Genomic DNA, 19,822 nt, shown 5'->3' with positions numbered 1-19,822 from the left:
GACGTTGTGTCGAGCGTAGGACCCCATCACCCCCTCACCCCACCACCCCTCCCCCCCGAGGCGCCCGCCCCGCGAATACTCCCGGGGGGCGGCCGGCTCATATTCGGTTCAGACGCGTCGGCTCAGGCACGTCGGTTCAGAGGCATGGGTTCAGAACTTCGCGCCGAAGTCCTGCGTCCAGTACGGGCCACCCGCCGAGCCGGACGCCTTCACGTAGCCGACGCCTATGTGCTTGAGCGAGCAGTTGAGGATGTTCGCCCGGTGGCCCGGCGACTTCATCCACGCCTTGACCACGCCGGCGGCGGTGGCCTGACCGGCCGCGACGTTCTCCGCCAGTGAGCTCCAGCCGGTGTAGCCGGCTGCCTCGACCCGGTCCACCATGGTGCTGCCGTTGGAGCCGGTGTGCCCGACGTAGTGGTCTTGCGCCATGTCCGCCGTGTGGCGCTGCGCGGCCACGTGCAGGGCGGGCCTGATTTGGAGTGCCGAGCAACCGGCCTTCTTTCGTTTGGCGTTGGTCAGCTTGACCACTGCCTTCTGCATCGCGGCGGCAATGGGGGCCGCGGACGTGGAGACGGGCGCGGTCAGCAGCGCGGCGGACGCGACCATGCCCACAAGTGCCGTCGTCAAGTACCGGACAAGAGTTCTCCCCAATCAAGACAGGAATCGAGAGCGGTAACTCAAGCTATCCGGCGACGTTGTGGTACAGCGCACCTAAATTGCTTCAAGACCGGCCGCTAGTGCTCTCCGTCACCAGCGCAGGATCTTGTCCTCGGCGCGCACCGCGTTGTACGCGAACTCCCAGAAGTCCAGGTGTCCGATGGCCAGGTTCACATGCACATCGTTGACCAGTGTGGGCGACAGTCGGAACTCGCAGCCGAGTTCCTCGTCGCCCTCTTCCAGCTCCTCGGGTCTGGTGGAGACCGCGAGGAGGCTGTGGTCGCCGGTCATCGTGGCGGCGTCGGCCAGGAACACCACTTCGAGTCCCGGGTCGGCGGCCACGGCGGAGAGGGCCATTTCGTCCGGGCTCGCTCCCGCATAGGCACGGTCGTCCACCAGATGGTGGCGGACTTCGAACTCGTCGTCGGACTGATCGAGGAGCGCCACGACCGCTCGCCACGCCTCGTCGTCCGAGTAGTCCGTGCGTATGACCAGGGCTTCGGTCTCGAAGTCGTGTCCTGCACGGTTGATGACCGGTCGCATGAATCCCCTCCAGAAGAACGCCGGCGCCCGATCGCGAGGATGGCGACAGCTACTCCGGATTATATGCTCGTCTGTTCTGCACGCGGTTGTCGCGCTCGGACTCCCCGAGCAACAACTGCGAGCAACAACTGCCCTTCCCGAAGCAATTTCTGAGCCCTTTCTCCGGGCGGCGGCAGGTAGCTTCGTATCCGGGTTCCGATGGGCAACCCGCCTTTACTACAAGGAGTTTCCCGTATGCGAAGGCTACGTGCCGTCTATGTCGTGCTCACCGCCGCATTGATAGCGATCTCCGCGGTCAATCTGAGCACCAACACGGCGTCCGCCGCAGAGCAAAGCGGTGGATTCGTCGTCAGCAAGGCTCAGTACAACAAGATGTTCCCGCACCACAAGAAGCTCTACACCTATGAGGGCCTGGTCAAGGCGATGAAGGCATTCCCGGCCTTCGCGCACACCGGCGACGCCAAGACCAAGAAGCGTGAGGCCGCGGCCTTCCTCGCGAACGTCAGCCACGAGACCAGCGGGCTGATCTACATCAACGAGCAGAACAAGGCCAACTGGCCGACCTACTGCCAGCAAGAGCCCTACGGCTGCCCGGCCGGCCAGTCCGCGTACCACGGCCGCGGCCCGCTCCAGATCAGCTGGAACTACAACTACAAGGCGGCCGGCGACGCGGTCCACATCGACCTGCTGAACCACCCGAACCTCGCGGCGACGAACCCCGTCGTGACCTGGAAGCTCGCGCTCTGGTACTGGATGACCCAGTCCGGCCCCGGCACCATGACGCCCCACCACGCGATGGTCAAGAGCGGCGGCTTCGGCGAGACCATCCGCAGCATCAACGGCGCCATCGAGTGCAACGGCGGCAACCCGGCCGAGATGAAGGACCGGGTCGCCAAGTACAAGAAGTTCACCAAGATGCTCCACGTCGGCGCCGGCGCGCACCTCAGCTGCTGAGGGAGGCGTCATGCGGAAGGTACGCGTCCTCGCCCTGCCGTTCCTGCTCTCGGCCGTGCTCGTGGCCGGCAGCCAGAGCGCCGCGCCCACTGCGTTCGCGGCCGGCGGCCATTCCGTTACCGCCACCTCCGCGGCGAAGAAGAAGGGCATCAGCGCCTGGAAGTTCGACGGCGTCACCAAGGCGCTCGCCGACTCGAACTCCGGCTGGTTCTACACCTGGTCGTCGGGCAAGGGAGGAATCAAGCCGCCGCGCGGTGTCGAGTTCGTGCCCATGATCCATGACGCGGGCTCGGTGACGAACAAGGAGCTCGGTCTGGCCAAGAAGCAGGGCAAGAACCTGCTCGGCTTCAACGAGCCCGACAGGTCGGATCAGGCCCACATGACCGTGAAGCAGGCACTCGACCTGTGGCCCCGGCTCCAGTCGACCGGTCTGCGGCTCGGCGCCCCCGCCGTGGCCACCGGCGGCGATGTCGCCGGCGGCTGGCTGGACCGGTTCATGAAGGGCGCCGCCGCCCGCCACTACCACGTCGACTTCATCCCCCTGCACTGGTACGGCGCGGACTTCGACGCCCAGCGCGCGACGGGGCAGTTGCGCAGCTATCTCGAGGCCGTGCACAAGCGCTACAAGAAGCCGATCTGGCTCACCGAATACGCCCTGATCGACTTCTCGTCCGGCACCCCGCGCTATCCGTCCAAGGCGCAACAGGCCGCATTCGTGAAGAAGTCGACGGCCATGCTCCAGCACCTGGACTACGTCCGGCGCTACGCGTGGTTCACCCTCTCCACCGACCACGGCGACGGCACCGGCCTTTACCACGGTGCGACGGCCAACCGGGTGGGCGTCGCCTATCGCTCCGCGGGCTGAACACAAGATCAATCAGTCGAAATCATGAGAAACGAGGGAAAGAACATGAGCAAGCGGACCCTGCACGCCTCCATCGCGGCCGGTGCGGCCGTACTGACCGCGATGGTCGCCCTGGCTCCGGCGAGTTCCGCCGCGACCGCCTCCGCGCAGGCTCAGAGGCCGAAGTGCTGGGCGACGCACTACGGCCCGATACCCGCCGGCAGCACCACCGCCAACGGCGACATCTTCGACAACAGCAAGAACACCGCGGCGACTTCGCTCACCCGCAATCCCCAGCTGCCCTTCGGCACGAGGGTGCGGGTCACCAACGTGGCGAACGGCAAGTCCCTGGTCGTGCGCATCAACGACCGCGGCACGTTCAAGCACACGAAGGCGGAACCCAAGTGCCTGGACCTGACCGACGGCGCCTTCAGGCGGCTCGGCGGGAGCCTCAACCCCGACGCCGGTCACATCGTCGTCCGGCAGAAGGTGCTGAAGTGACCCTCTGAGAGAGACGGGGTGACCGGCGGCCGGAGCGGCTGACGTCTCCGTGTCACGGCATGAGCGCCCGGGTTGCCTCCCGCAGCCCGGGCGCTTCGTGATCCGGGTGCCGCCGGAGCAGAGCGAGGGCGCCGAGGGCGGTGCCGGTATCGCCGAGTCCGGCCGGAATCACTCGGGGCACCCCGTACGAGCAGCGCGCGACATGCGTGTCGAGCATGTGCTCGATCGGCGCCATCAGGGCTCGACCGGCGTCGACCAGCTCGCCGCCGATGACGATCACGTCGGGTCCGACGGCATGGCTCACATCGGCCAGCACCCTGCCGACCTGCGTGCCCACCCGTGCCAGAACCGCGTGCGCGGCCGCGTCGCCGGACTCCAGCGCGCCCACCAGTTCCGGCAGGTCCGCTGCCGCGGTTCCCGCGGTGCGGCAGGCGTCGAGTACGGCCCCGATCGACGCCACTGTCTCCAGGCATCCGATCGCACCGCACTCGCAGGGCGCGCCGCCCGGGTCCACGGTGATGTGGCCGAACATCCCGGAGCGGCCGTGGGCGCCGCGGTGCAGTGTGCCGGCCATCACCAGTCCGCCGCCGACGCCGTGCGACAACCGCAGGTACAGCACGTTCTGTTCACCCGCGGCGGCACCCCAGATCGTCTCGGCCAGGGTGGCCAGCCGGGTGTTGTTGTCGATCAGTGCCGGTGCGCCGAAGCGTTCGCGCACGCGTGCCGCCACGATGTCGTGCCGAGGCGCCCACAGCGGGCCCTGCCCCGGCGTGCCGACCGGTCCGACCACCCCGACGCCGATGCCGTTCAGGGCGCCCGGTCGCAGCGTCCCGTGCGTCAGCTTGTCCGCCAGTCGCCACGCGAGGTCGATGCGGGTCTGCCACGGGGTGTCGGGGCCGTGCGGTTCGCCGGTGGTGCCGACGATCTCGTGCGCCGCGTTCATCGCGGCCACCCGCACCGCCCGTCGCGCGAACTCGATGCCGAGCAGCCGGCCGGCCCCGGGGTTCACGGTCAGTACCTCCGCCGGGCGGCCCCGCTCGCGCCGGGCCGCCTCCGGAACCGAGGCGAGGACGCGGCCGTTGTCCATCAGCGCCGCGACGGCGTCGTAGAGCGTGGTGCGGGACAGGCCGCTCAGGATCCGCAAGTCTCCCCGGGTGAGGGGACCGTGCTCGCGCAGCAGGCTCAGTACCAGGGCCTCGTGCGCGCTTAAGGCCCGTGTCGTCGTCTCGGTCAGCATGGCGTAAGGCGCCCCCCTCTTTGAGCACAACTGTTGCGTGGGGGGACGGAGATCAGTCGTCCGTCCCCCGTGGCGCGAGAAGCTAGAGGGCGTCTTTGTGGGAATTCTGTGGAGCCACTCAGAGGGAGGACACCTGGGCGTATGCGGTGTTGCCGCGCGCCGGAGGGGCTGACGCGGCCCGGGTCAGGGTTGAGGCGTGACGTGCACCTGCACGGTCAGCGTGCCGCTGTTGTCCTGGGAGCAGGCACCGGAGGCGTCGTTCATGCCCAGTTGCAGGCGGGCGTCGCCGGTCGCCCGGAAAGTCAGCTTCCGCCCGACGAAGTGCATCGGGAAGTCCTGCTCACCCACGAGTCGGGCCAGCAAGGAGCCGAACGGAGCCCCGACTTTGACCTTGCAGGCCTTCGTTCCCTCCGGCAGCTGGTTGGTTTTCGGGTCGTAACCGGCCGGCCCGGTCATGGGCAGCTTTCGGGAGTTGGCCGTCCATTCTCCGGACACGAACTGGACGGTGATCCGGTCGCCCTGATGGACGGAAACGCCGGTGACCGGCTGCCAACCGGCCGTCGACTCGACGACCTGACGGACCGTCCCCGATTTCGGAGTGTTCGGATCATCCTTGAGCGGCAGCGTTCCGGTGAGGAAGAGACCGCCCGCAACGCCCGCCGCCAGTATGGCCGTTCCGGCCAGCCCCCACCGCAGTCGCTTCGGCCACGCCGAGCGGGATGCCTGCGCCTGCGGCTGCGGCTGTGGGAGTTCGAGCGGCGTGGTGTGACGCCCCGGCGGCACGGTCTCCGCCGCCGGGACGCGCCATTTCGGGTTGGCGGCCATCGTGTTCGCGTCGGCCATCGGGGCCGCAGGCCGGAGCGCGAGTACGGTCGCCGGCGGCAGGAACTCGACGTCCGGCTCGCCGGCCACGACGCCTCGCAGCGCGGAACGCACGGCTGCCGTCGAAGGACGCTCGGCCGGGGACTTGCGCAGCAGCGCTTCGACGACCGGGCGCAGCGGACCGAGCCGCTCCGACAGGCTGGGTTCCTCGTACGCCACGGCGTGCATCGTCGCGGGTGCTCCCGGCCTGCGGAAGGGGGACTCGCCGCAGCACACCGTGGCGAGCGTGGCGCCCAGTGACCACAGGTCGGAGGCCGGTCCGACCTCTGTTCCCATCACGCGCTCCGGCGCCATGAACTCTACGGAGCCGACCACTTGACCGGTGCTCGTCAGGAACTCGCCGTCGTCCAGGGCCGCGATGCCGAAGTCGGTGAGGACGGCGCTGCCGTCACGGCGCAGCAGCACGTTGGCGGGCTTGATGTCCCGGTGCAGAGTCCCGACCGCGTGGACGGCGTCCAGCGCGTCGATCAGTTGCAGGCCGACGGCGGCGGTCTGCTGCGGTGTGAGCGGTCCGGTCTCGGCCGTCCGATTCGCCAGTGAGGACCCTTCGACGAGTTCCATGACGATCCACAGCCGGTCCTCGGACTCGACCAGGTCGTGGACTCCCACCACATGGGGATGCGGCACCCGGGCGACCGCGCGGGCCTCGCGGATGGCACGCCGTACCCGTACGCGGTGGTCCTCGTCGCCGTCGGTGAGGACGTGCAGTTCCTTGGCGGCGACCGACCGGTCCAGCAGTTGGTCGTGGGCGCGCCAGACCGTGCCCATGCCGCCTCTGCCGAGGACGTCGTGAAGCAGATACCGTCCGGCGATCACCCGTTCCGAACGCGTGGTCACCTGGTCACCATCTCCGGATATCACGCGCTCTCACGTTTCCTTTGGGAGCGGTGTCCGCCGGAGCGCTCCAGCCGCCCGCGGAGCAATCCGCGCGCTTGTCCGCCGAGGTTGATGCTGGGATCTGCCGGTTGCGACGCCGGTCCGCCCGGTGGGGCGCCCGCTGTATCTCCCCGAACTCGCGGGCCGCGGACCGGAGACGGCGCCGACGCAGTCCACGGCCCACCGGGTGTTGCTCGGCAACGGCCTGGTCCTCACCCAGGATGCCGATCTTGTCTTAGCTGGAATGGGAGCTTCCTTTGCTGGGTTCGTCGGGGCCAAGCGCTACGTGCGGATGGTGTGACACGGCCGGCGTCCGCGGCTCGATCCGGAATTGCGGTTACCGGTTCGAGCCGCTCGGCACTCGTTCGCCCTGCCGTGAGCCTTTGCCAGACGCTAGAACCATGAGGAGAGCGGCAGCAAGGTCCGAAGGGGAGGATTAAATGCCCTGTCGCGCGGATTAATTCGAGGATCGCCGGGCCGACCTCCGCCCCGAACATCACCGCGGCCCGGTTCCATGCCTTCGGCTCGAGTCGGCCGGCGCACCACGCGGTGGCGCAGGTGGACGACTCTCGATCCGAAGGTGGGGGTCTCGACGAGACGCCACCGCCGACCAGCACCGGGTAGACCCTCAGGGCTTCGTCAAAGTTGCGCCTTGCGCTCTTTGTTCGCGTCTCTCTCGGGAGGTCGGGCTCCTGCTGTTCATCTCCGGGGCGTCCATTCGTTCGCGAGGAGGCCGAGGATGGCTTCGTCTGCGTATGCGCCGTACACCCAGGCGGAGAGCCGCAGTGTTCCCTCGCGTGTGAACCCGACTCTGGTTGCCGCCGAGAGCATCGGGGTGTTGTCGGTGAGGGTCTCGATCTGCAGCCGCTGTAGTCCGCGTACGGCGAATCCGTACTCGCACAGCGTGTGCAGGACATCGACGCTGAGCCCGCGGCCGCGGAATGCGGGGCGCAGGGCGATCCCGATGTGAGCCGTCCGGTTGTGTGTGTCGATGCCCCAGAGCAGGGCCTCGCCGGCCAGCTCCTGCGACTCCAGCTCGACAACGGAGAAGCACGCTGCCTCGTCCGACGGTCCGGTCGGCGTACACAGCGAGCTGAGCCCGGTAACCGTCCCACTTCGGCTCCGCTGCCCACCCGACGGTCAGCGCAGGGGTATCCACGGCCACCGTCAGTATCGGCTCAGGCAAGGACCACGTCATGCCGTGATGCCCTCCACACCGACGACCAGGTACAGCGCACAAAGCTGCCGAAGCGCGGGGGATCTGAACCGCTCCGGGATCGGTGGAGGCTCTATGCCTTGACTCCAGCCGCCGATTGGCGCTGGTGTTGAGCGTAGTAGTTGGTTTCGTGCACGTGGGGCGGGATGTGAACGACCGGCTGCGCGACTATGTGCAGGAAAGGCTTTCCGGGCAGGTCAGCCGCTCGGACGGGACGGTACTGGGCCCGCCGGGCCCACGGTGGAAGGGGAGGAACAAGCCGCACCGCGGCGACCGCCAGCTCAAGCGTGAGCTCGTTGCCTGCCTGCGCACCGGCAGAGCCCTGCGGGTGCCTCGTGCCCGGTCCAAGCGGACGGCGTGGGCCCACGTCACGCCAGAGGTGTTGATCAGCGAACGGCCGGCCGAAGCCGACGACCGCGCCGTACCGGGGCACTGGGAGGGCGACCTCCTGATCGGACTTGAGCGATCGGCGATTGGCACACTGGTCGAGCGCACGACCCGGTACACGGTACTTGTCCACCTGCCCCGCCAGGACGGCTACGGCGCACTTCCCCGTACCAAGAACGGGCCGCCGCTGGCCGGTTACGGCGCGGTGACGATGAAAGATGCGCTTGCGGTGACGATCGGCACCCTGCCCGAGCAACTATGGCGATCGCTGACCTGGGACCGGGGCAAAGAGCTGTCGGCGCACGCGCAGTTCACGGTCGAGACCGGCGTCCCGGTCTACTTCGCCGATCCGCACAGCCCCTGGCAGCGCGGCACCAACGAGAACACGAACGGCCTGCTGCGCCAATACTTCCCGAAGGGAACCGACCTTTCTCGATGGGCGGCGGAGGACATTGAGGCGGTCGCAGCCACGCTCAACAGTCGTCCCCGCAAGAGCCTCGGTTGGCAGACACCCGTCGAAGCCTCAACGACCATCTACTATCGATCACATAAGCCGGTGTTGCATCCACTGGTTGAATCTCAACGACCTGTCAAGTGCCGCAGGGGACGGGAGCTTCAGCCGCCGGCCGGGGCGGGCGCTGGGGTGAGTGTGTAAGGGCGGTGGTCGCGGAGCATCGCCCACAGCACGTCGACCCGGCGGCGGGCGAGGGCCAGGATGGCCTGGACGTGACGCAGCCCCTCGGCCCGTTTGCGCAGGTAGAAGTCTCTGGAGGGGCCGGGATACATCATGGCGCTCTGTGCGGAGAGGTAGAAGACCCAGCGCAGGCGGCGGTCGTACCGTTTGGGTCGGTGCAGGTTGCCCGTGCGGCGTCCGGAGTCGCGCGGGACAGGGGCCAGGCCGGCGTGGGCGGCCAGGCGCCCCGCGTCGCGGTAGGACGACAGATCTCCGGTGATGGCGATGAACTCGGCGCCCAGGATCGGGCCCATGCCGGGCAACGACTCGATGATGTCGGCCCGGTCGTCGGCGCGGAAGGTTTCGCGGATCTCGCGTTCGTTGGCCGTGATCCGTTCGTCGAGCGCGAGCAGCTGGTGAGCCAGCTCGGCCAGGAGGGCTGCGGCGCGGGTCTCGCCCGGCAGGGTGGTGTGCTGCTGATTCGCCGCTTCGAAAGCCTTCTCCGCGATGTTCTGGGGGCTGCGGACCTTGCGATGCTGAAGCCATGTGGTCAGCCGTTTCACGCCGATGCGTCGCAGAGCGGTAGGGGTCTGATAGTGCGTCAGCAGTATGACCGCTCCCTTGGAGTGGGCGTAGTCGAAGGCGCACTCCAAGGGCCGGGCTGATTCCGCACAGCAGGTCGCGCATCCGGTTGATGAGCCGGACCCGGTCCGCGATCAGGTCGCGTCGGTTGGCGGTCAGCAGACGAAGGGTGCAGGCCTGTTCGGACGGGATCGTGATCGTGCTGAAGTCCCGCCGGACGCGGGCCAGGTCCGCGATGATCAGAGCGTTTTTCGCATCCGTCTTGCCTTCGCCGCGGTAGCCCTCGGCGGCCCGGCTCACGCTCCGGCCCGGCACGTAGGTGATCTGCTGGTCGTGGGCCGCGAGCAGGACCAGCAGCAGTGTCGCGGTCTTGCCCCTCAGGTCGACTGCCCACCGGACTTCGTCTGCGGTTTCGCAGGCGGTGGCGATGAGGCTGAGGATCTCCGATTCGTCGTTACTCAGGTTGAACTCGTGGAGTCCCGTGATCTGGTCGCGTCGTCGTCCATGATCAGGCCGGTGGGCGGGAGGCAGCCGTCGATCAGGTGAGGCCGGTACTGGATCTTCTTCAGCTTCCGTTTGATCACGCGGGTGAGATGGGCGAGGTCGGCCGCAGCGAAGTCGGCCAGGTGTCGCTTGAGGAGCGACCAGATCCCCTCTGCCGGGTTCAACTCCGGTGCGTAGGAGGGCATCTGGGAGATGCGTAACCAATCCTTGTGCTCCTCGGCGAAGTCCACCAGCTCCTTGACCAGGTGCACGTTCAGATTGTCCCAGCACCACACCATCGGGGTGCCGAGCTGGGTGTGGGTCATGACGATCAGGTCGCGGTACTGACGCCAGGAGAACGCCTTCGGCTCGCCCCGGCGGCCGTGCCAGATGTGCAACTTGAAGAGGAAGCGGGGCCGGTGTCCGGCGCGGTAGCAGACCACGCCGGCGATGTTGACCCGGCCGCGGTTGCGGCCGCGCACTCGCACCACGGGCCGCTGTCCGCGCGGTGCCCAGGTGCGCCCCCTCGGTGGCCTCAGCCCCTGGCCGCTCTCGTCCTCGAAGCAGATGTGGGCGCCCAGGTGGGCCGCGGTCCTTTTACCTGGGGCCACACCTCGGCCTTCCACACCTCGATCGCCTCCTCGTCACGCTCCAGCGCTCGCCGCACAGGCACCTGGGCACTCCAGCCGTGCCGGCGCAGCAGCTTCCACACGCCCTGCACCGTGTAGCCGATGTGAAACATCCGCCCGATCACCAGCTTGACCCGCTTCAGCGTCCAGCCCTGAAACTCGTCGTCAAAGCCGTGCGCGAGCGGACCGCGCTTCAACTCCCGCTCCAGCCGCTCCCACTGCGCCGGGCTCAACCGTTCCACCGACGCCGGCCCCGCCGAGCGCAACGCGTCCGCACCGCCCTGCTCCCACGCCCGCCGCCAACGCCGCACCGACCGCGTCGTCACCCGTAGGTCCCTTGCGACGGCTTCCGTCTTCTCCCCGCGAGCGAACCAGTCAGCTGCCTTCAGGCGCACCCGCTCCCGCTTCTGCTGTTCCTTGGGCGTCAGTCCGCCCCCCATGCGCGTACCGCATGACGACGTCGTACCGCAACGATCACGAACCGTCACGGGTCCCGGCCCACTCAGAGCTGCCACCCGAAAACGCCTTTGGAAGGCACAGCGGGGAACGGGGAAGCCCTCGGCACCATCCTCATACCCGAAGACGCAAAGGCCCCTGTCTCCGGATTTCAAGCCCGCGCACCGTTTTCGCCAACTACGAGGGCTTCCGGTGACGGAATCGAGGCCATGGCGCCGCGCACGGCGAGCAGTCCCACCACGCGGACAGGAAAGCGTCGCCGAGACCACCGAACGCAGCGGACGGAGAGACGTAGGCAATGAACAAGCATGCGATAGCCGGCGCAACAGTCGCGGTCGGCATGGTGCTGGCCATGACCGCCTGTTCCACCCGGGAATCCGGTCAGCCGCACGCCGCCACCAGCAGCGGTGCATCCCCCACCTCACAGGCGGTGGGAAAGAAGGCTCTCAAGAACTGCCTCACCGCGCAACTGAAGTGGACTCTCACCCGCCTCGACGAACCCGTGAACAAGGCGTCCAGCGCTCTCGCTGTGGCCGAGCTCACCGCGACCAACACGGCACGCCAGGCGTGCACTTTCGACGGCTATCCCTGGGTCCGCATCTTCAACGGCAAGGCAGAGGACACCATCGCCTCACCGACCACACCAGGCGCCGCCTCGCGATGGACGCTTGCCCCTGGACGCTCAGTACGGGTCAACCTGCGCTACAGCGAAGCTCTGGATCGGGCGGGCAACTGCTATCTGCCGCCCGAGACGAGCGCGCTACAAGCTCTTCCACCGCACGCCGATCCACGCGATAACGCGGTGCTGGTCCCCTTGACCGATACCCACGGTAAGCGCCTCCCGCTGAACGTCTGCCAGGAGAAAGTATGGATGACCCCGCCCATCGACCCGGGCCTTGTTGGTGGCCGTCACTCGGGTTGAACTTGCGGTGAAACTCATCGTCCCGCAACGATCAAGAACCGTCACGGGCCACCGGACTCCGCGCGTTCAACCTGAGTAGAGATCTTTCGGGAGAAGACGGCTTCACCGGCGGCGTTGATCGCTACGGCCCAGTGGTGTCCCTTGCCGACGTCGATACCGACCCAGTCGCGGCGCTTGAAGACGACGTACAGGCTCACGCACACCACGCCCATCAGCGCGATGGCGAACGGGTAGGAGACAGGGACGCCAGGTCAGAATGCGGGCGTACCGGTGACAGCCGCAAGGCGACCGCCGCCGGATTAATTGGCACTGGCGGGGAATAATTCGACAGGGAGGAAAGCGGATATCGACCCGAGCGGAACGTAAACCTAGGTGCGCTTGGTGAACAGACCCGGCGGGGCCTGTTCGGGGGTTCGGGTCAGCCGATCGCGGTGCAGCAGCGGCAGGGTGTACTCCATGTCCTGGACGCCCGTGGCTGCTACGACGAGCAGGCCGCGCGCACCGGGGAGGCGCTGGCCATCGCCCGCGCGTTCGCCGCGACCGCCTTTTGTGTCCCATCCACTCCACGACATCAGTGATGGGAATGCCGTGGGTAAGGCAGTTCGATGCGAAATAGTGGCGGAGGGAGTACATCGTGTACTTGGCCTCTGCGTCGGCCCGTTCGAGACACCTGTCCCATCGCCATCGCAGTGTCTGTTTCCCGTAGAAGTAATGCCGCATGTGCTGGTTGCCGGAGCCATTTCCCTTGACGAGAAGATATCCATTCTTGTCGGTACCGTATTTATCAGCAAAATACGAGAAGAAGTCGTGGGTCTTTCTGGGAAGTGGCACTTCGCGGAATTCTCCGCGCTTGCGGTGCTTCAGCGGTGCAGGCTGGACCTTATTGCTGTGGATCTGCTCGTTGATCCGATAGGCATCGTCAGCCACAATCGACTTGATGTTTGCGGCATGAGCTTCTCCGTTGCGATGGCCGCACCCAGACATGAGCTCAATGACAAGACGGAGGTCGTCGCCCTCGGCCGCGTCGCGGATGGCATTGAGCTCTTCGAAGGTCGGAATGATCACCTCATTCAGCACATAGTCGGGAGGGGCGATGTCAAGGAAGGGGTCCAGCGCGATCGCCCCGCGATGTCGTGCCGCCTCGATGACGCGTTTCAGGACAAGGTATGCATTCTTCTGGCTGGCCAAGCCAACCTTGTTCAGCTCCATTCCGTTGAGCCAGTCCTCGATCACTCCGGGGGGAATGTGCCGACGCGGCGACCCCCGACGTGGGGGTTGATCTGGGTCTTGAGGCCGCGCTCGTACTGGTCGATGGTGTTGGACTCCAGGCCACGCTTCCGATTCGAGATGTACCGAGCCGCGAAGTCCTCGAACCGCATCTCGGCCACCTCCTGGGCTTCTGTGTTCCCAGTCTTGAGCGGCCCCTTCTTTGCCTGGTAGATCTCGGTGAGCCGAGTCGTCGCCTTGTCCTGAGTGGCGTAGCCGGCCTCTTCACGCTGCCGACCTGTGGCATCCCGGTACCTGATCTTGTAAGGGTGACGGCACTTGGACCTGCGGCTCGGGGGGTGTTCGCATTCCTTGAAGAAGGTGCCCATGCCGCGGGTGAGGGTTTTGGTGGCCATTGCTTGATTTCTCCAGGGGTGGGGTCGATCTGCTTTGAGGGGAGGGGCTGAGCTGAATCGGGAGGGTGCAGACGGGCAGTCAGGTCTGCTTCAAAGGCGTTCCATTGGCGAACAAGGCTGCTGTGGACAATGGTCATGGTCCGGAGAATCCCCGATTTCCGTAACCGGGGATCGCGTGGTACACGTGACCGCTGTCCTGCGCACAGACCTGTCGGGAGTCGGCCGCTGCCCATGCGAGCTGTCGGCTCAGGCGAAGCAGCTTGGGGCGTAGGGCTGGTTGTCGAGGAGGTTGTGCCACCGCAGCGAAGGCGAACCGTCAGCAGTTGGGATGGACCCGTCGAGATGTGACATGGCTTCGCTACGTCTTGGATGGCGCACCGGCCTTCAAGCGCGATCGAAGTGGCGACGACTCCTGCCGTCGGCGCGTGACATGCTGATGCTGACTCTTTGCTGACCCCCTCTCGGCCGGCAGCCTCTTGACCTGCGAGAACCGCTGCACCACAGCATTCATGATGCTCTGCGCGACCCTGCTCGCCGAACTGCTCTACGGCTTTCTCGGCGTCCTGAGCCCCGGTCTGCTCGCGCTGCGCCTCGCCGAGACCGGTGTGGGTGCGCTCGGAGCCGCGCTCGCCGTGCTGTTCGTCCTGCCGGTCACCACCCACGCCATCACGGACGCCTGGATCCAGCGCGCCCTGCGCTGCGTCCACGCCTGCACGGCCGAGGCCGCGGCACGCCTCGCCGGCTCCACGACCGCCGACCCGGCGCCCCGCGTCGCCGAACTGGAGCAGCTGCTGGGCCGGGTCCGGCTGGCCGTGGCCCCGCTGGTGCACCCGCTGAACCCGATGCCGGTACGCAAGCGGCGCGCCCGCCGGGTCCTCGCGCTCCTCGACGACTGCGCCCGCGAGGTACGTGGCCTGGTGGCGGTCGCCGCCGACCCCGAGGCCTCGCACGACGCCCGTCTGGCCGCGGCCTGCTGGCGTGTGGAGTCAGCCGTCGAGGCGCTCACCGAGGGCCAGCCGGAGCCCGTCCGCAGCCCCGCCGAGCCGCCCGCCGAGCCCGCCCTGGCCCACCTGCACGGCCTGGAACGCGCCCTCGCCGATCTGGCGGAGCCCCTGCGGGCCCCGACGGGGTCGCGGCTGGTGGGGACCTGAGCCGGGCACGGCTGTGGCGCGGCCGATGACGAGGGCTGAGCCGGGAGGTCGGGTTGCGCTGGTGGGGCCGGTACCCGGCACGCCGGGGATGCGGCGGTATGGCGAGGGACGGACGCAGGCCGCGAGCCATGGACGCGGGCCGGGAGGCGCGGACGCGGGCCGGGAGGCACGGACGCGGGCCGGGAGGCACGGACACGGGCACGCAAGGCGCGGACACGGGCACGCAAGGCGCGGACATGGCCCCCGCGGTCACAGGTGGGCCCACAAGGCACGGACACTGGCCCGATGCGACGGCACCAGGCCGGGCGGTGATGACACACTGCCGCTCCGCACGCACGGCTCCGCGGCCGGCAGGCGGACCGCACGGGAACGGCAATGACACGGCCCTATGTGCAAAAGAACCGCCGACAACCCCCGGCGCTTGGTCTAGACCGGCCATGATCGGCTGCTACCGTCGGCCCCGGACGGGCTTGACCGAGAGGGGACAGCGGTGGCACAGGACGGCAGGCCCGGCAGGTGCCGGGCCTTCATCGGCTCGTTCACGGCAGCGGGCGGCCCCGGGCTCGTGACCGCCGCGGTCGCGCCAGAGGGCGGCCGCCTCCTGCTCGGCACTGCGGTGAACGACTTACCCGACCCCTCCTACCTGCTCCTGTCGCCGGACGGGGCCACGCTGTACACCGTCAGCGAGACGGCCGAGGGCACCGTCGCCGCCTACCGAGTCGAAGGCGACCGGCCGGAACTCGCCGGGCCGCCCGTGCGCGTCGACGGCAGCGGACCGACCCACCTCGGTCTGTACGCCGGGCATGTGCTGACCGCGAACTACGGCTGCGGCAGCGTCACCGCCGTACCCGTGCGTCCGGACGGCGCTCTCGCCGCCAAGCCCTCCGGGCGGCTCCAGCACACCGGCTCCGGCCCGCACGACCGGCGCCAGCGCGGTCCGCACGCCCACCAGGTGCAGCCCGACCCGAGCGGCAGATGGGCCGTCAGCGTCGACCTCGGCACGGACTCGGTGCGGATCTGCACCCTCGAGGACGGCGTTCCCGCCCTGCACCGCGAGTTCGCCCTGCGCCCCGGCTCCGGCCCCCGCCATCTGGCCTTCCATCCGGACGGCGCGCACGCCTACGTCGTCAACGAACTCACCCCCACGGTGACCGTGTGCCGCTGGGACGCCGAGGCCGGCTCCCTCAAGCCGCTGGCCGAGGTCCCCGTGCTGCCCGGCGCCGCGGCCGGTGACGCCTATCCGTCCGGGATCGTGGTCTCGCCCGACGGCCGTTTCGTGTGGACCGCGACCCGCGGCGAGGACGTCCTGTCGATCCTCGCCGTCGAGGGCGAGGAGCTCCGGCTGATCGGCACGGCGCCCTGCGGCGGGCACTGGCCGCGCGCGCTCGCCGAGCACGACGGCTTCCTCTACGCGGCCAACGAGCGCTCCGGCGACGTGGCGTGGTTCGCCGTGGACGAGGCGACGGGGCTGCCCCGCTACGAGGGCTCCGTACGGGTCCCCGCGGCCTCCTGCGTCGTTTTCGGCTGAGCGGCTGAGCACCCGCGAGAACTGGGTGTCCGGCAAGGCGAGGGCCCGCTCCCGGGTGGGGAGCGGGCCCTGTGTCGTACGGGTGCCGAGGGATGTCGGCGCAGGTCAGCGGACGGGCATGCCCTGCGGCTGCTGCGGGGCGATGCCCAGCGTCGTCGTGTACTTGGCGAGGGCGAGCTTGCCGATCGCCGGGTACGCGCCGAGCGCCTCGGCCGTGGCGCAGCCCGCTTCCGTGGCGGCCGCGGCCAGCAGCGCCGGGTCGATCTCCGGGCCGATCAGGTACGGCGCAAGGGCCAGCTGCTGCGAGCCCGAGGAACGCAGCTGCTCGGCGACGGAGGAGATCGAGCCCTCCTGGTCCAGGGCCGCCGCCATCACCGGCACGGCGAGGCGCGCGGCGAGCAGCATGCCGGTGATCCCGGCCGCCTGCACGGCCTCCTCGCCGCCCACGGACGCCAGGATGATGCCGTCGGCGGCGGTGGCCACGGTGAACAGACGCGCCCGGTCGGCGCGGGCCAGCCCAGCCTCCGACAGCCGCACGTGCAGTGCCTCGGCGAGCAGCGGGTGCGGGCCGAGCACGTCGGTCAGATCGGCGGCGACCCGGCTGTCCATCACGGACTGGCGGATCTGCCGCAGCAGGGAGCTGTCGGGACCGGCCAGCAGCGGGACGACGACGGCGACCGGGCCGTCGGGCTCCTTGACCCCTTCGACCCCGGCGGCGACGGCCTGCTCGTAACGGGCCGTGCGCTCCTCGGCCGCGCGCACCAGCACGGACCGCAGCGTGGGGAACTCGGCGTCGTCCCCGTCCAGGTACCCGATCCGGGCGTCCAGGCCGGGCAGCTCGGAGCGGGCGATGCTCACGACCTCCTCGGCAAGCGCGCGCGTGGCGGCGCTGGGCGCACCGGGCACCGCAAGGGCGAGCGCGGGCGCACCCTCGGGAGCCACCAGCGGTTCCGGTCGGCGGTGCCGTCCGGGCTGGCGGGGTCGCGGCATTCGTACTGGCAGGCCGGACTCGGGCCCAGTGGGGGTGCTCATGGCGCCGCATGTTACTGGCTTCGTGGGCTACTCCGTTCGGGGAGGGTGCAGGTGAGCGGTATCCGTCCGGTTTTGTCTGATGAGTTACGGGCGGCCGACACATGTTGCGGGCACGTGCCGGGAACATGGGCTGACAAAGTGACCACAAGGGGGAACAATCAGCTTTTGCCGGGGACTCAGCCGCCCTGTGCGGGGACCACGTAGAGCATGGTCGGTTCACCCGGCAGGGTGAGCCGACCGGCCGCGAGGTCGCCCGCGATCCGTACCGAGCCGTGCAGGGGGTCGCCCTCGGCCGGAACCTGCCGGGCGTGCGGCAGCCTGCTCGCCAACTCCTCGCGCAGGGGCGTGAGCAGTGGCTCGCCCAGCCGGAACAGGCCGCCCGTGAGCGCCACTCGGGGCTCCCCGTCCGCCGGGCACACGGCTGCGACGGACTCGGCCATGTGCCGGGCCGCGGCGTGCAGGATGCCCGCGGCGACCGGGTCGTGCGCGGCGCACGCGGCTACCCGGGGGGCGAAGGAGGCCAGTACGGCGGGCCGGTCGGAGCGCGGGTAGAGCTGCCCCGGCAGTCCGCGCACCGGGCCGAACTGCTCCTCCGCGCAGGTCAGCAGCGGTGCGGAGCCGCCGTCCCGGCCGTCGTGGGCGCGCAGCGCCGCCTCCAGTCCGGCCCGCCCGATCCAGGCGCCGCTGCCGCAGTCGCCGAGCAGATGGCCCCAGCCGTCGGCCCGGCGCCAGGCCGTGAGGTCGGTGCCGACCGCGATCAGCCCGGTACCGGCGGCGAGCACCGCGCCCGGACGTGGGCCGAGGGCGCCTACGTAGGCGGTGACGGCGTCGGCGGCGAGCGCCACGTGCCGTACCCCCAGTTCCCGGGCCAGGGCGCCCGGCAGTTCGGCACGCAGGGCGTCGCCCAGGGTGGCGAACCCGGCGGCGCCGACGACGGCCGTGTCCAGCCCCTCCACTCCGGCCTCCGCTGCGGACGCGCGGGCCAGCGGGACGAGTTGGGCCATCAGATGGGCGGGATCGATGCCCCGCTCACCGGTGCGGACCGGCTCCCGCGACTCCCGCTGTGCGGCGGGTGCCCGGCCCGGCATGCCGACGGCGACCCGGAGACCGGAGCCTCCGGAATCCACCGCCAGATAACCGGGGACGGTCACGGCAGTCGCCAGTCCACCGGCTGTCCACCCTGCTGGATCAGCAGGTCGTTGGCCCGGCTGGACGGGCGCGAGCCGAAGAAGCTGCGGTCGGCCGACATCGGTGAGGGATGCGCGGACTCCACCGCCGGCAGACTGCCCAGCAGCGGACGCAGATTGCGGGCGTCCCGGCCCCCCAGGACGGACACCAGCGGCTTGCCGCGCGCCGCCAGAGACCGGATCGCCTGCTCGGTGACCTTCTCCCAGCTCTTGCCGCAGTGGGCGCCCGGGCTGCGCGGAGCCGTGGTCAGCGCCCTGTTGAGCAGCAGCACGCGCTGCTTGGTCCAGGGAGTGAGGTCACCGTTGGACGGCTGGGGCAGCCCCAGGTCGGTGTTCACCTCGCGGAAGATGTTGATCAGGCTGGGCGGCAGCGGGCGTACCCCGGGCGCGACCGAGAACGACAGGCCCACCGCGTGTGCGGGAGTTCCGGGATCTGGGTGTCGGCGACGAGAGGCCGGCGAGGTGCGATGACCATGGCGGAGTGGCTTGACCACTGGATGCAACGGGCTCCCCTTCCTTCCCGGTGACCGACTGCGCGATCTGTTGGATCGGCTCGATGACCTTGATGAGGAGGAAGAGTAGCGTCGAGGGCGGCGTCCGCGCGTGAGGGGCTTCCGTGTTTGTGCGAGCCCCTGGTGTGTGCCAGTAGGGTGACGCGCTGTGGCACCACGACCCTTGCATGAACTTGTTGAAGCAGGCTGGGCGAAGGCTCTTGAACCTGCGGCTGGACGTATCGCGGCGATGGGGGATTTCCTCCGGGCCGAGATAACGGCTGGCCGGACCTACCTTCCGTCCGGGGCGAATGTCCTGCGGGCCTTCCAGCAGCCGTTCGATGACGTGCGCGTCCTGATCGTCGGCCAGGATCCCTATCCCACGCCGGGGATGGCGATCGGGTTGAGCTTCGCGGTCTCGCCGGAGGTGCGTTCGTTGCCGGGGAGTCTGGAGAACATTTTCCGGGAGATGCACACCGACTTGGGGCTGCCCAGGCCGTCCAACGGCGACCTGACGCCGTGGACGGAGCAGGGGGTGCTGTTGCTGAACAGGGCGCTGACGACTGCCCCGCGCAGCCCGGGCGCGCACCGGGGCAAGGGGTGGGAGGAGGTCACCGAGCAGGCGATCCGGGCGCTGGCGGCGCGTGGCAAGCCGCTGGTGTCCGTCCTGTGGGGGCGTGACGCGCGTAATCTGCGGCCGTTGCTCGGGGATCTGCCGGCGGTGGAGTCTGCTCATCCCTCACCGATGTCGGCGGACCGCGGGTTCTTCGGGTCGCGTCCGTTCAGCCGGGCCAACGACCTGCTGGTCCAGCAGGGTGCGCAGCCGGTGGACTGGCGCCTGCCGTAAGCCGTGGTGCGTGTGACGGCTCGGAGGATGGCGGCCCCACTCAGCGTGTGCTCCTTCGCTGTTCGGCTCGGGGCGTGAGCGCGACTGATCCCGGACGGCAGCAGGCCCCGTCAGATCTGACG

General features: G+C 69.0%; 15 protein-coding genes and 7 pseudogenes. 8 read left to right on the top strand and 14 right to left on the bottom strand.

The features are described 5' to 3' along the window. Positions 1–150 precede the first annotated feature (150 nt). Both ACWGJ5_RS27990 and ACWGJ5_RS27985 read right to left on the bottom strand, forming a co-directional pair. Positions 151–627 carry a CAP domain-containing protein gene (locus ACWGJ5_RS27990; RefSeq protein WP_453312426.1) on the bottom strand — a complete coding sequence of 159 codons (477 nt, stop codon included), beginning with the start codon at positions 625–627 and terminating at the stop codon, positions 151–153. Positions 628–747: 120 nt separating this feature from the next. Continuing rightward, entirely contained in the window at positions 748–1,200 is a 453-nt protein-coding gene (locus tag ACWGJ5_RS27985) for a DUF6924 domain-containing protein (RefSeq protein ID WP_453312425.1), read from the bottom strand. A 234-nt stretch (positions 1,201–1,434) separates the two neighbouring features. Here ACWGJ5_RS27985 and ACWGJ5_RS27980 point away from each other — a divergent pair, with 234 nt between their 5' ends. From ACWGJ5_RS27980 to ACWGJ5_RS27970, 3 genes are read left to right on the top strand one after another with little or no spacing between them, the layout of a single operon-like run. Beyond that, complete coding sequence (locus ACWGJ5_RS27980) at positions 1,435–2,154, top strand: chitinase (protein ID WP_453312424.1); 720 nt, start codon at positions 1,435–1,437, stop codon at positions 2,152–2,154. Between the two features lie 10 nt (positions 2,155–2,164). Next, positions 2,165–3,019, top strand: coding sequence for a glycoside hydrolase family protein (locus ACWGJ5_RS27975; protein WP_453312423.1), 855 nt, complete (start codon positions 2,165–2,167; stop codon positions 3,017–3,019). A gap of 45 nt (positions 3,020–3,064) precedes the next feature. Then, on the top strand, positions 3,065–3,499 hold the full coding sequence (locus ACWGJ5_RS27970) for a septal ring lytic transglycosylase RlpA family protein (RefSeq protein ID WP_450987658.1): 435 nt from the start codon (positions 3,065–3,067) through the stop codon (positions 3,497–3,499). Positions 3,500–3,551: 52 nt separating this feature from the next. Here ACWGJ5_RS27970 and ACWGJ5_RS27965 read toward each other — a convergent pair whose 3' ends face one another. The 3 genes and pseudogenes from ACWGJ5_RS27965 to ACWGJ5_RS27955 all read right to left on the bottom strand — a co-directional run. Continuing rightward, positions 3,552–4,736: an ROK family transcriptional regulator gene (locus ACWGJ5_RS27965; RefSeq protein ID WP_453312422.1), complete on the bottom strand. Its 1,185-nt coding sequence runs from the start codon at positions 4,734–4,736 to the stop codon at positions 3,552–3,554. Between the two features lie 183 nt (positions 4,737–4,919). Further along, the gene (locus tag ACWGJ5_RS27960; RefSeq protein WP_453312421.1) at positions 4,920–6,455 is read right to left on the bottom strand and encodes a protein kinase domain-containing protein; all 1,536 of its coding nucleotides are present in this window, start codon (positions 6,453–6,455) and stop codon (positions 4,920–4,922) included. Between the two features lie 738 nt (positions 6,456–7,193). Next, positions 7,194–7,547: pseudogene (locus ACWGJ5_RS27955) on the bottom strand (GNAT family N-acetyltransferase); the annotation flags it as partial. Positions 7,548–7,861: 314 nt separating this feature from the next. On the opposite strand from ACWGJ5_RS27955, the pseudogene ACWGJ5_RS27950 reads away from it, so the two are divergent. After that, positions 7,862–8,649: pseudogene (locus ACWGJ5_RS27950) on the top strand (IS30 family transposase); the annotation flags it as partial. 63 nt (positions 8,650–8,712) lie between these two features. Here ACWGJ5_RS27950 and ACWGJ5_RS27945 read toward each other — a convergent pair. Together ACWGJ5_RS27945 and ACWGJ5_RS27940 are read right to left on the bottom strand one after the other, a co-directional pair. Further along, positions 8,713–9,808 (bottom strand): annotated as a pseudogene (locus ACWGJ5_RS27945) (IS110 family transposase); the annotation flags it as partial. A 2-nt stretch (positions 9,809–9,810) separates the two neighbouring features. Beyond that, positions 9,811–10,917, bottom strand: a pseudogene (locus ACWGJ5_RS27940) (IS630 family transposase). A 301-nt stretch (positions 10,918–11,218) separates the two neighbouring features. Here ACWGJ5_RS27940 and ACWGJ5_RS27935 point away from each other — a divergent pair. Then, positions 11,219–11,842, top strand: a complete 624-nt coding sequence (locus ACWGJ5_RS27935; protein WP_453312420.1) for a DUF4232 domain-containing protein — start codon at positions 11,219–11,221, stop codon at positions 11,840–11,842. A 41-nt stretch (positions 11,843–11,883) separates the two neighbouring features. On the opposite strand, the gene ACWGJ5_RS27930 is transcribed toward ACWGJ5_RS27935, so the two are convergent. The 4 genes and pseudogenes from ACWGJ5_RS27930 to ACWGJ5_RS27915 all read right to left on the bottom strand — a co-directional run bounded on the left by ACWGJ5_RS27930 (position 11,884) and on the right by ACWGJ5_RS27915 (position 13,464). Continuing rightward, on the bottom strand, positions 11,884–11,997 hold the full coding sequence (locus ACWGJ5_RS27930; RefSeq protein WP_453312529.1) for a hypothetical protein: 114 nt from the start codon (positions 11,995–11,997) through the stop codon (positions 11,884–11,886). Positions 11,998–12,210: 213 nt separating this feature from the next. After that, entirely contained in the window at positions 12,211–12,414 is a 204-nt protein-coding gene (locus ACWGJ5_RS27925; protein WP_453312539.1) for a hypothetical protein, read from the bottom strand. 28 nt (positions 12,415–12,442) lie between these two features. Continuing rightward, positions 12,443–13,051: pseudogene (locus ACWGJ5_RS27920) on the bottom strand (tyrosine-type recombinase/integrase); the annotation flags it as partial. 20 nt (positions 13,052–13,071) lie between these two features. Beyond that, on the bottom strand, positions 13,072–13,464 hold the full coding sequence (locus ACWGJ5_RS27915) for a hypothetical protein (RefSeq protein WP_453312419.1): 393 nt from the start codon (positions 13,462–13,464) through the stop codon (positions 13,072–13,074). 506 nt (positions 13,465–13,970) lie between these two features. Here ACWGJ5_RS27915 and ACWGJ5_RS27910 point away from each other — a divergent pair. Both ACWGJ5_RS27910 and ACWGJ5_RS27905 read left to right on the top strand, forming a co-directional pair. After that, positions 13,971–14,615: pseudogene (locus ACWGJ5_RS27910) on the top strand (FUSC family protein); the annotation flags it as partial. Between the two features lie 490 nt (positions 14,616–15,105). Next, positions 15,106–16,143 (top strand): lactonase family protein, encoded by a 1,038-nt coding sequence (locus ACWGJ5_RS27905; RefSeq protein ID WP_453312418.1) that lies wholly within the window; start codon positions 15,106–15,108, stop codon positions 16,141–16,143. 105 nt (positions 16,144–16,248) lie between these two features. Here the strand turns inward: ACWGJ5_RS27905 and ACWGJ5_RS27900 are convergent, their stop codons facing one another. From ACWGJ5_RS27900 to ACWGJ5_RS27890, 3 genes and pseudogenes are all read right to left on the bottom strand, one after another. Then, complete coding sequence (locus ACWGJ5_RS27900; RefSeq protein ID WP_453312417.1) at positions 16,249–17,175, bottom strand: sirohydrochlorin chelatase; 927 nt, start codon at positions 17,173–17,175, stop codon at positions 16,249–16,251. 176 nt (positions 17,176–17,351) lie between these two features. Then, the gene (locus ACWGJ5_RS27895; RefSeq protein WP_453312528.1) at positions 17,352–18,263 is read right to left on the bottom strand and encodes an N-acetylglucosamine kinase; all 912 of its coding nucleotides are present in this window, start codon (positions 18,261–18,263) and stop codon (positions 17,352–17,354) included. A 59-nt stretch (positions 18,264–18,322) separates the two neighbouring features. Continuing rightward, a pseudogene (locus tag ACWGJ5_RS27890) lies at positions 18,323–18,787 on the bottom strand (uracil-DNA glycosylase); the annotation flags it as partial. 235 nt (positions 18,788–19,022) lie between these two features. On the opposite strand from ACWGJ5_RS27890, the gene ACWGJ5_RS27885 reads away from it, so the two are divergent. Beyond that, positions 19,023–19,700, top strand: coding sequence for a uracil-DNA glycosylase (locus ACWGJ5_RS27885; RefSeq protein WP_453312416.1), 678 nt, complete (start codon positions 19,023–19,025; stop codon positions 19,698–19,700). Positions 19,701–19,822 lie beyond the last annotated feature (122 nt).

It is taken from the genome of Streptomyces sp. NPDC054783 (genome assembly GCF_053611725.1).
The sequence above is the reverse complement of the archived record's forward strand: the minus strand, read 5'-3'. Positions and strand labels throughout refer to the sequence as shown.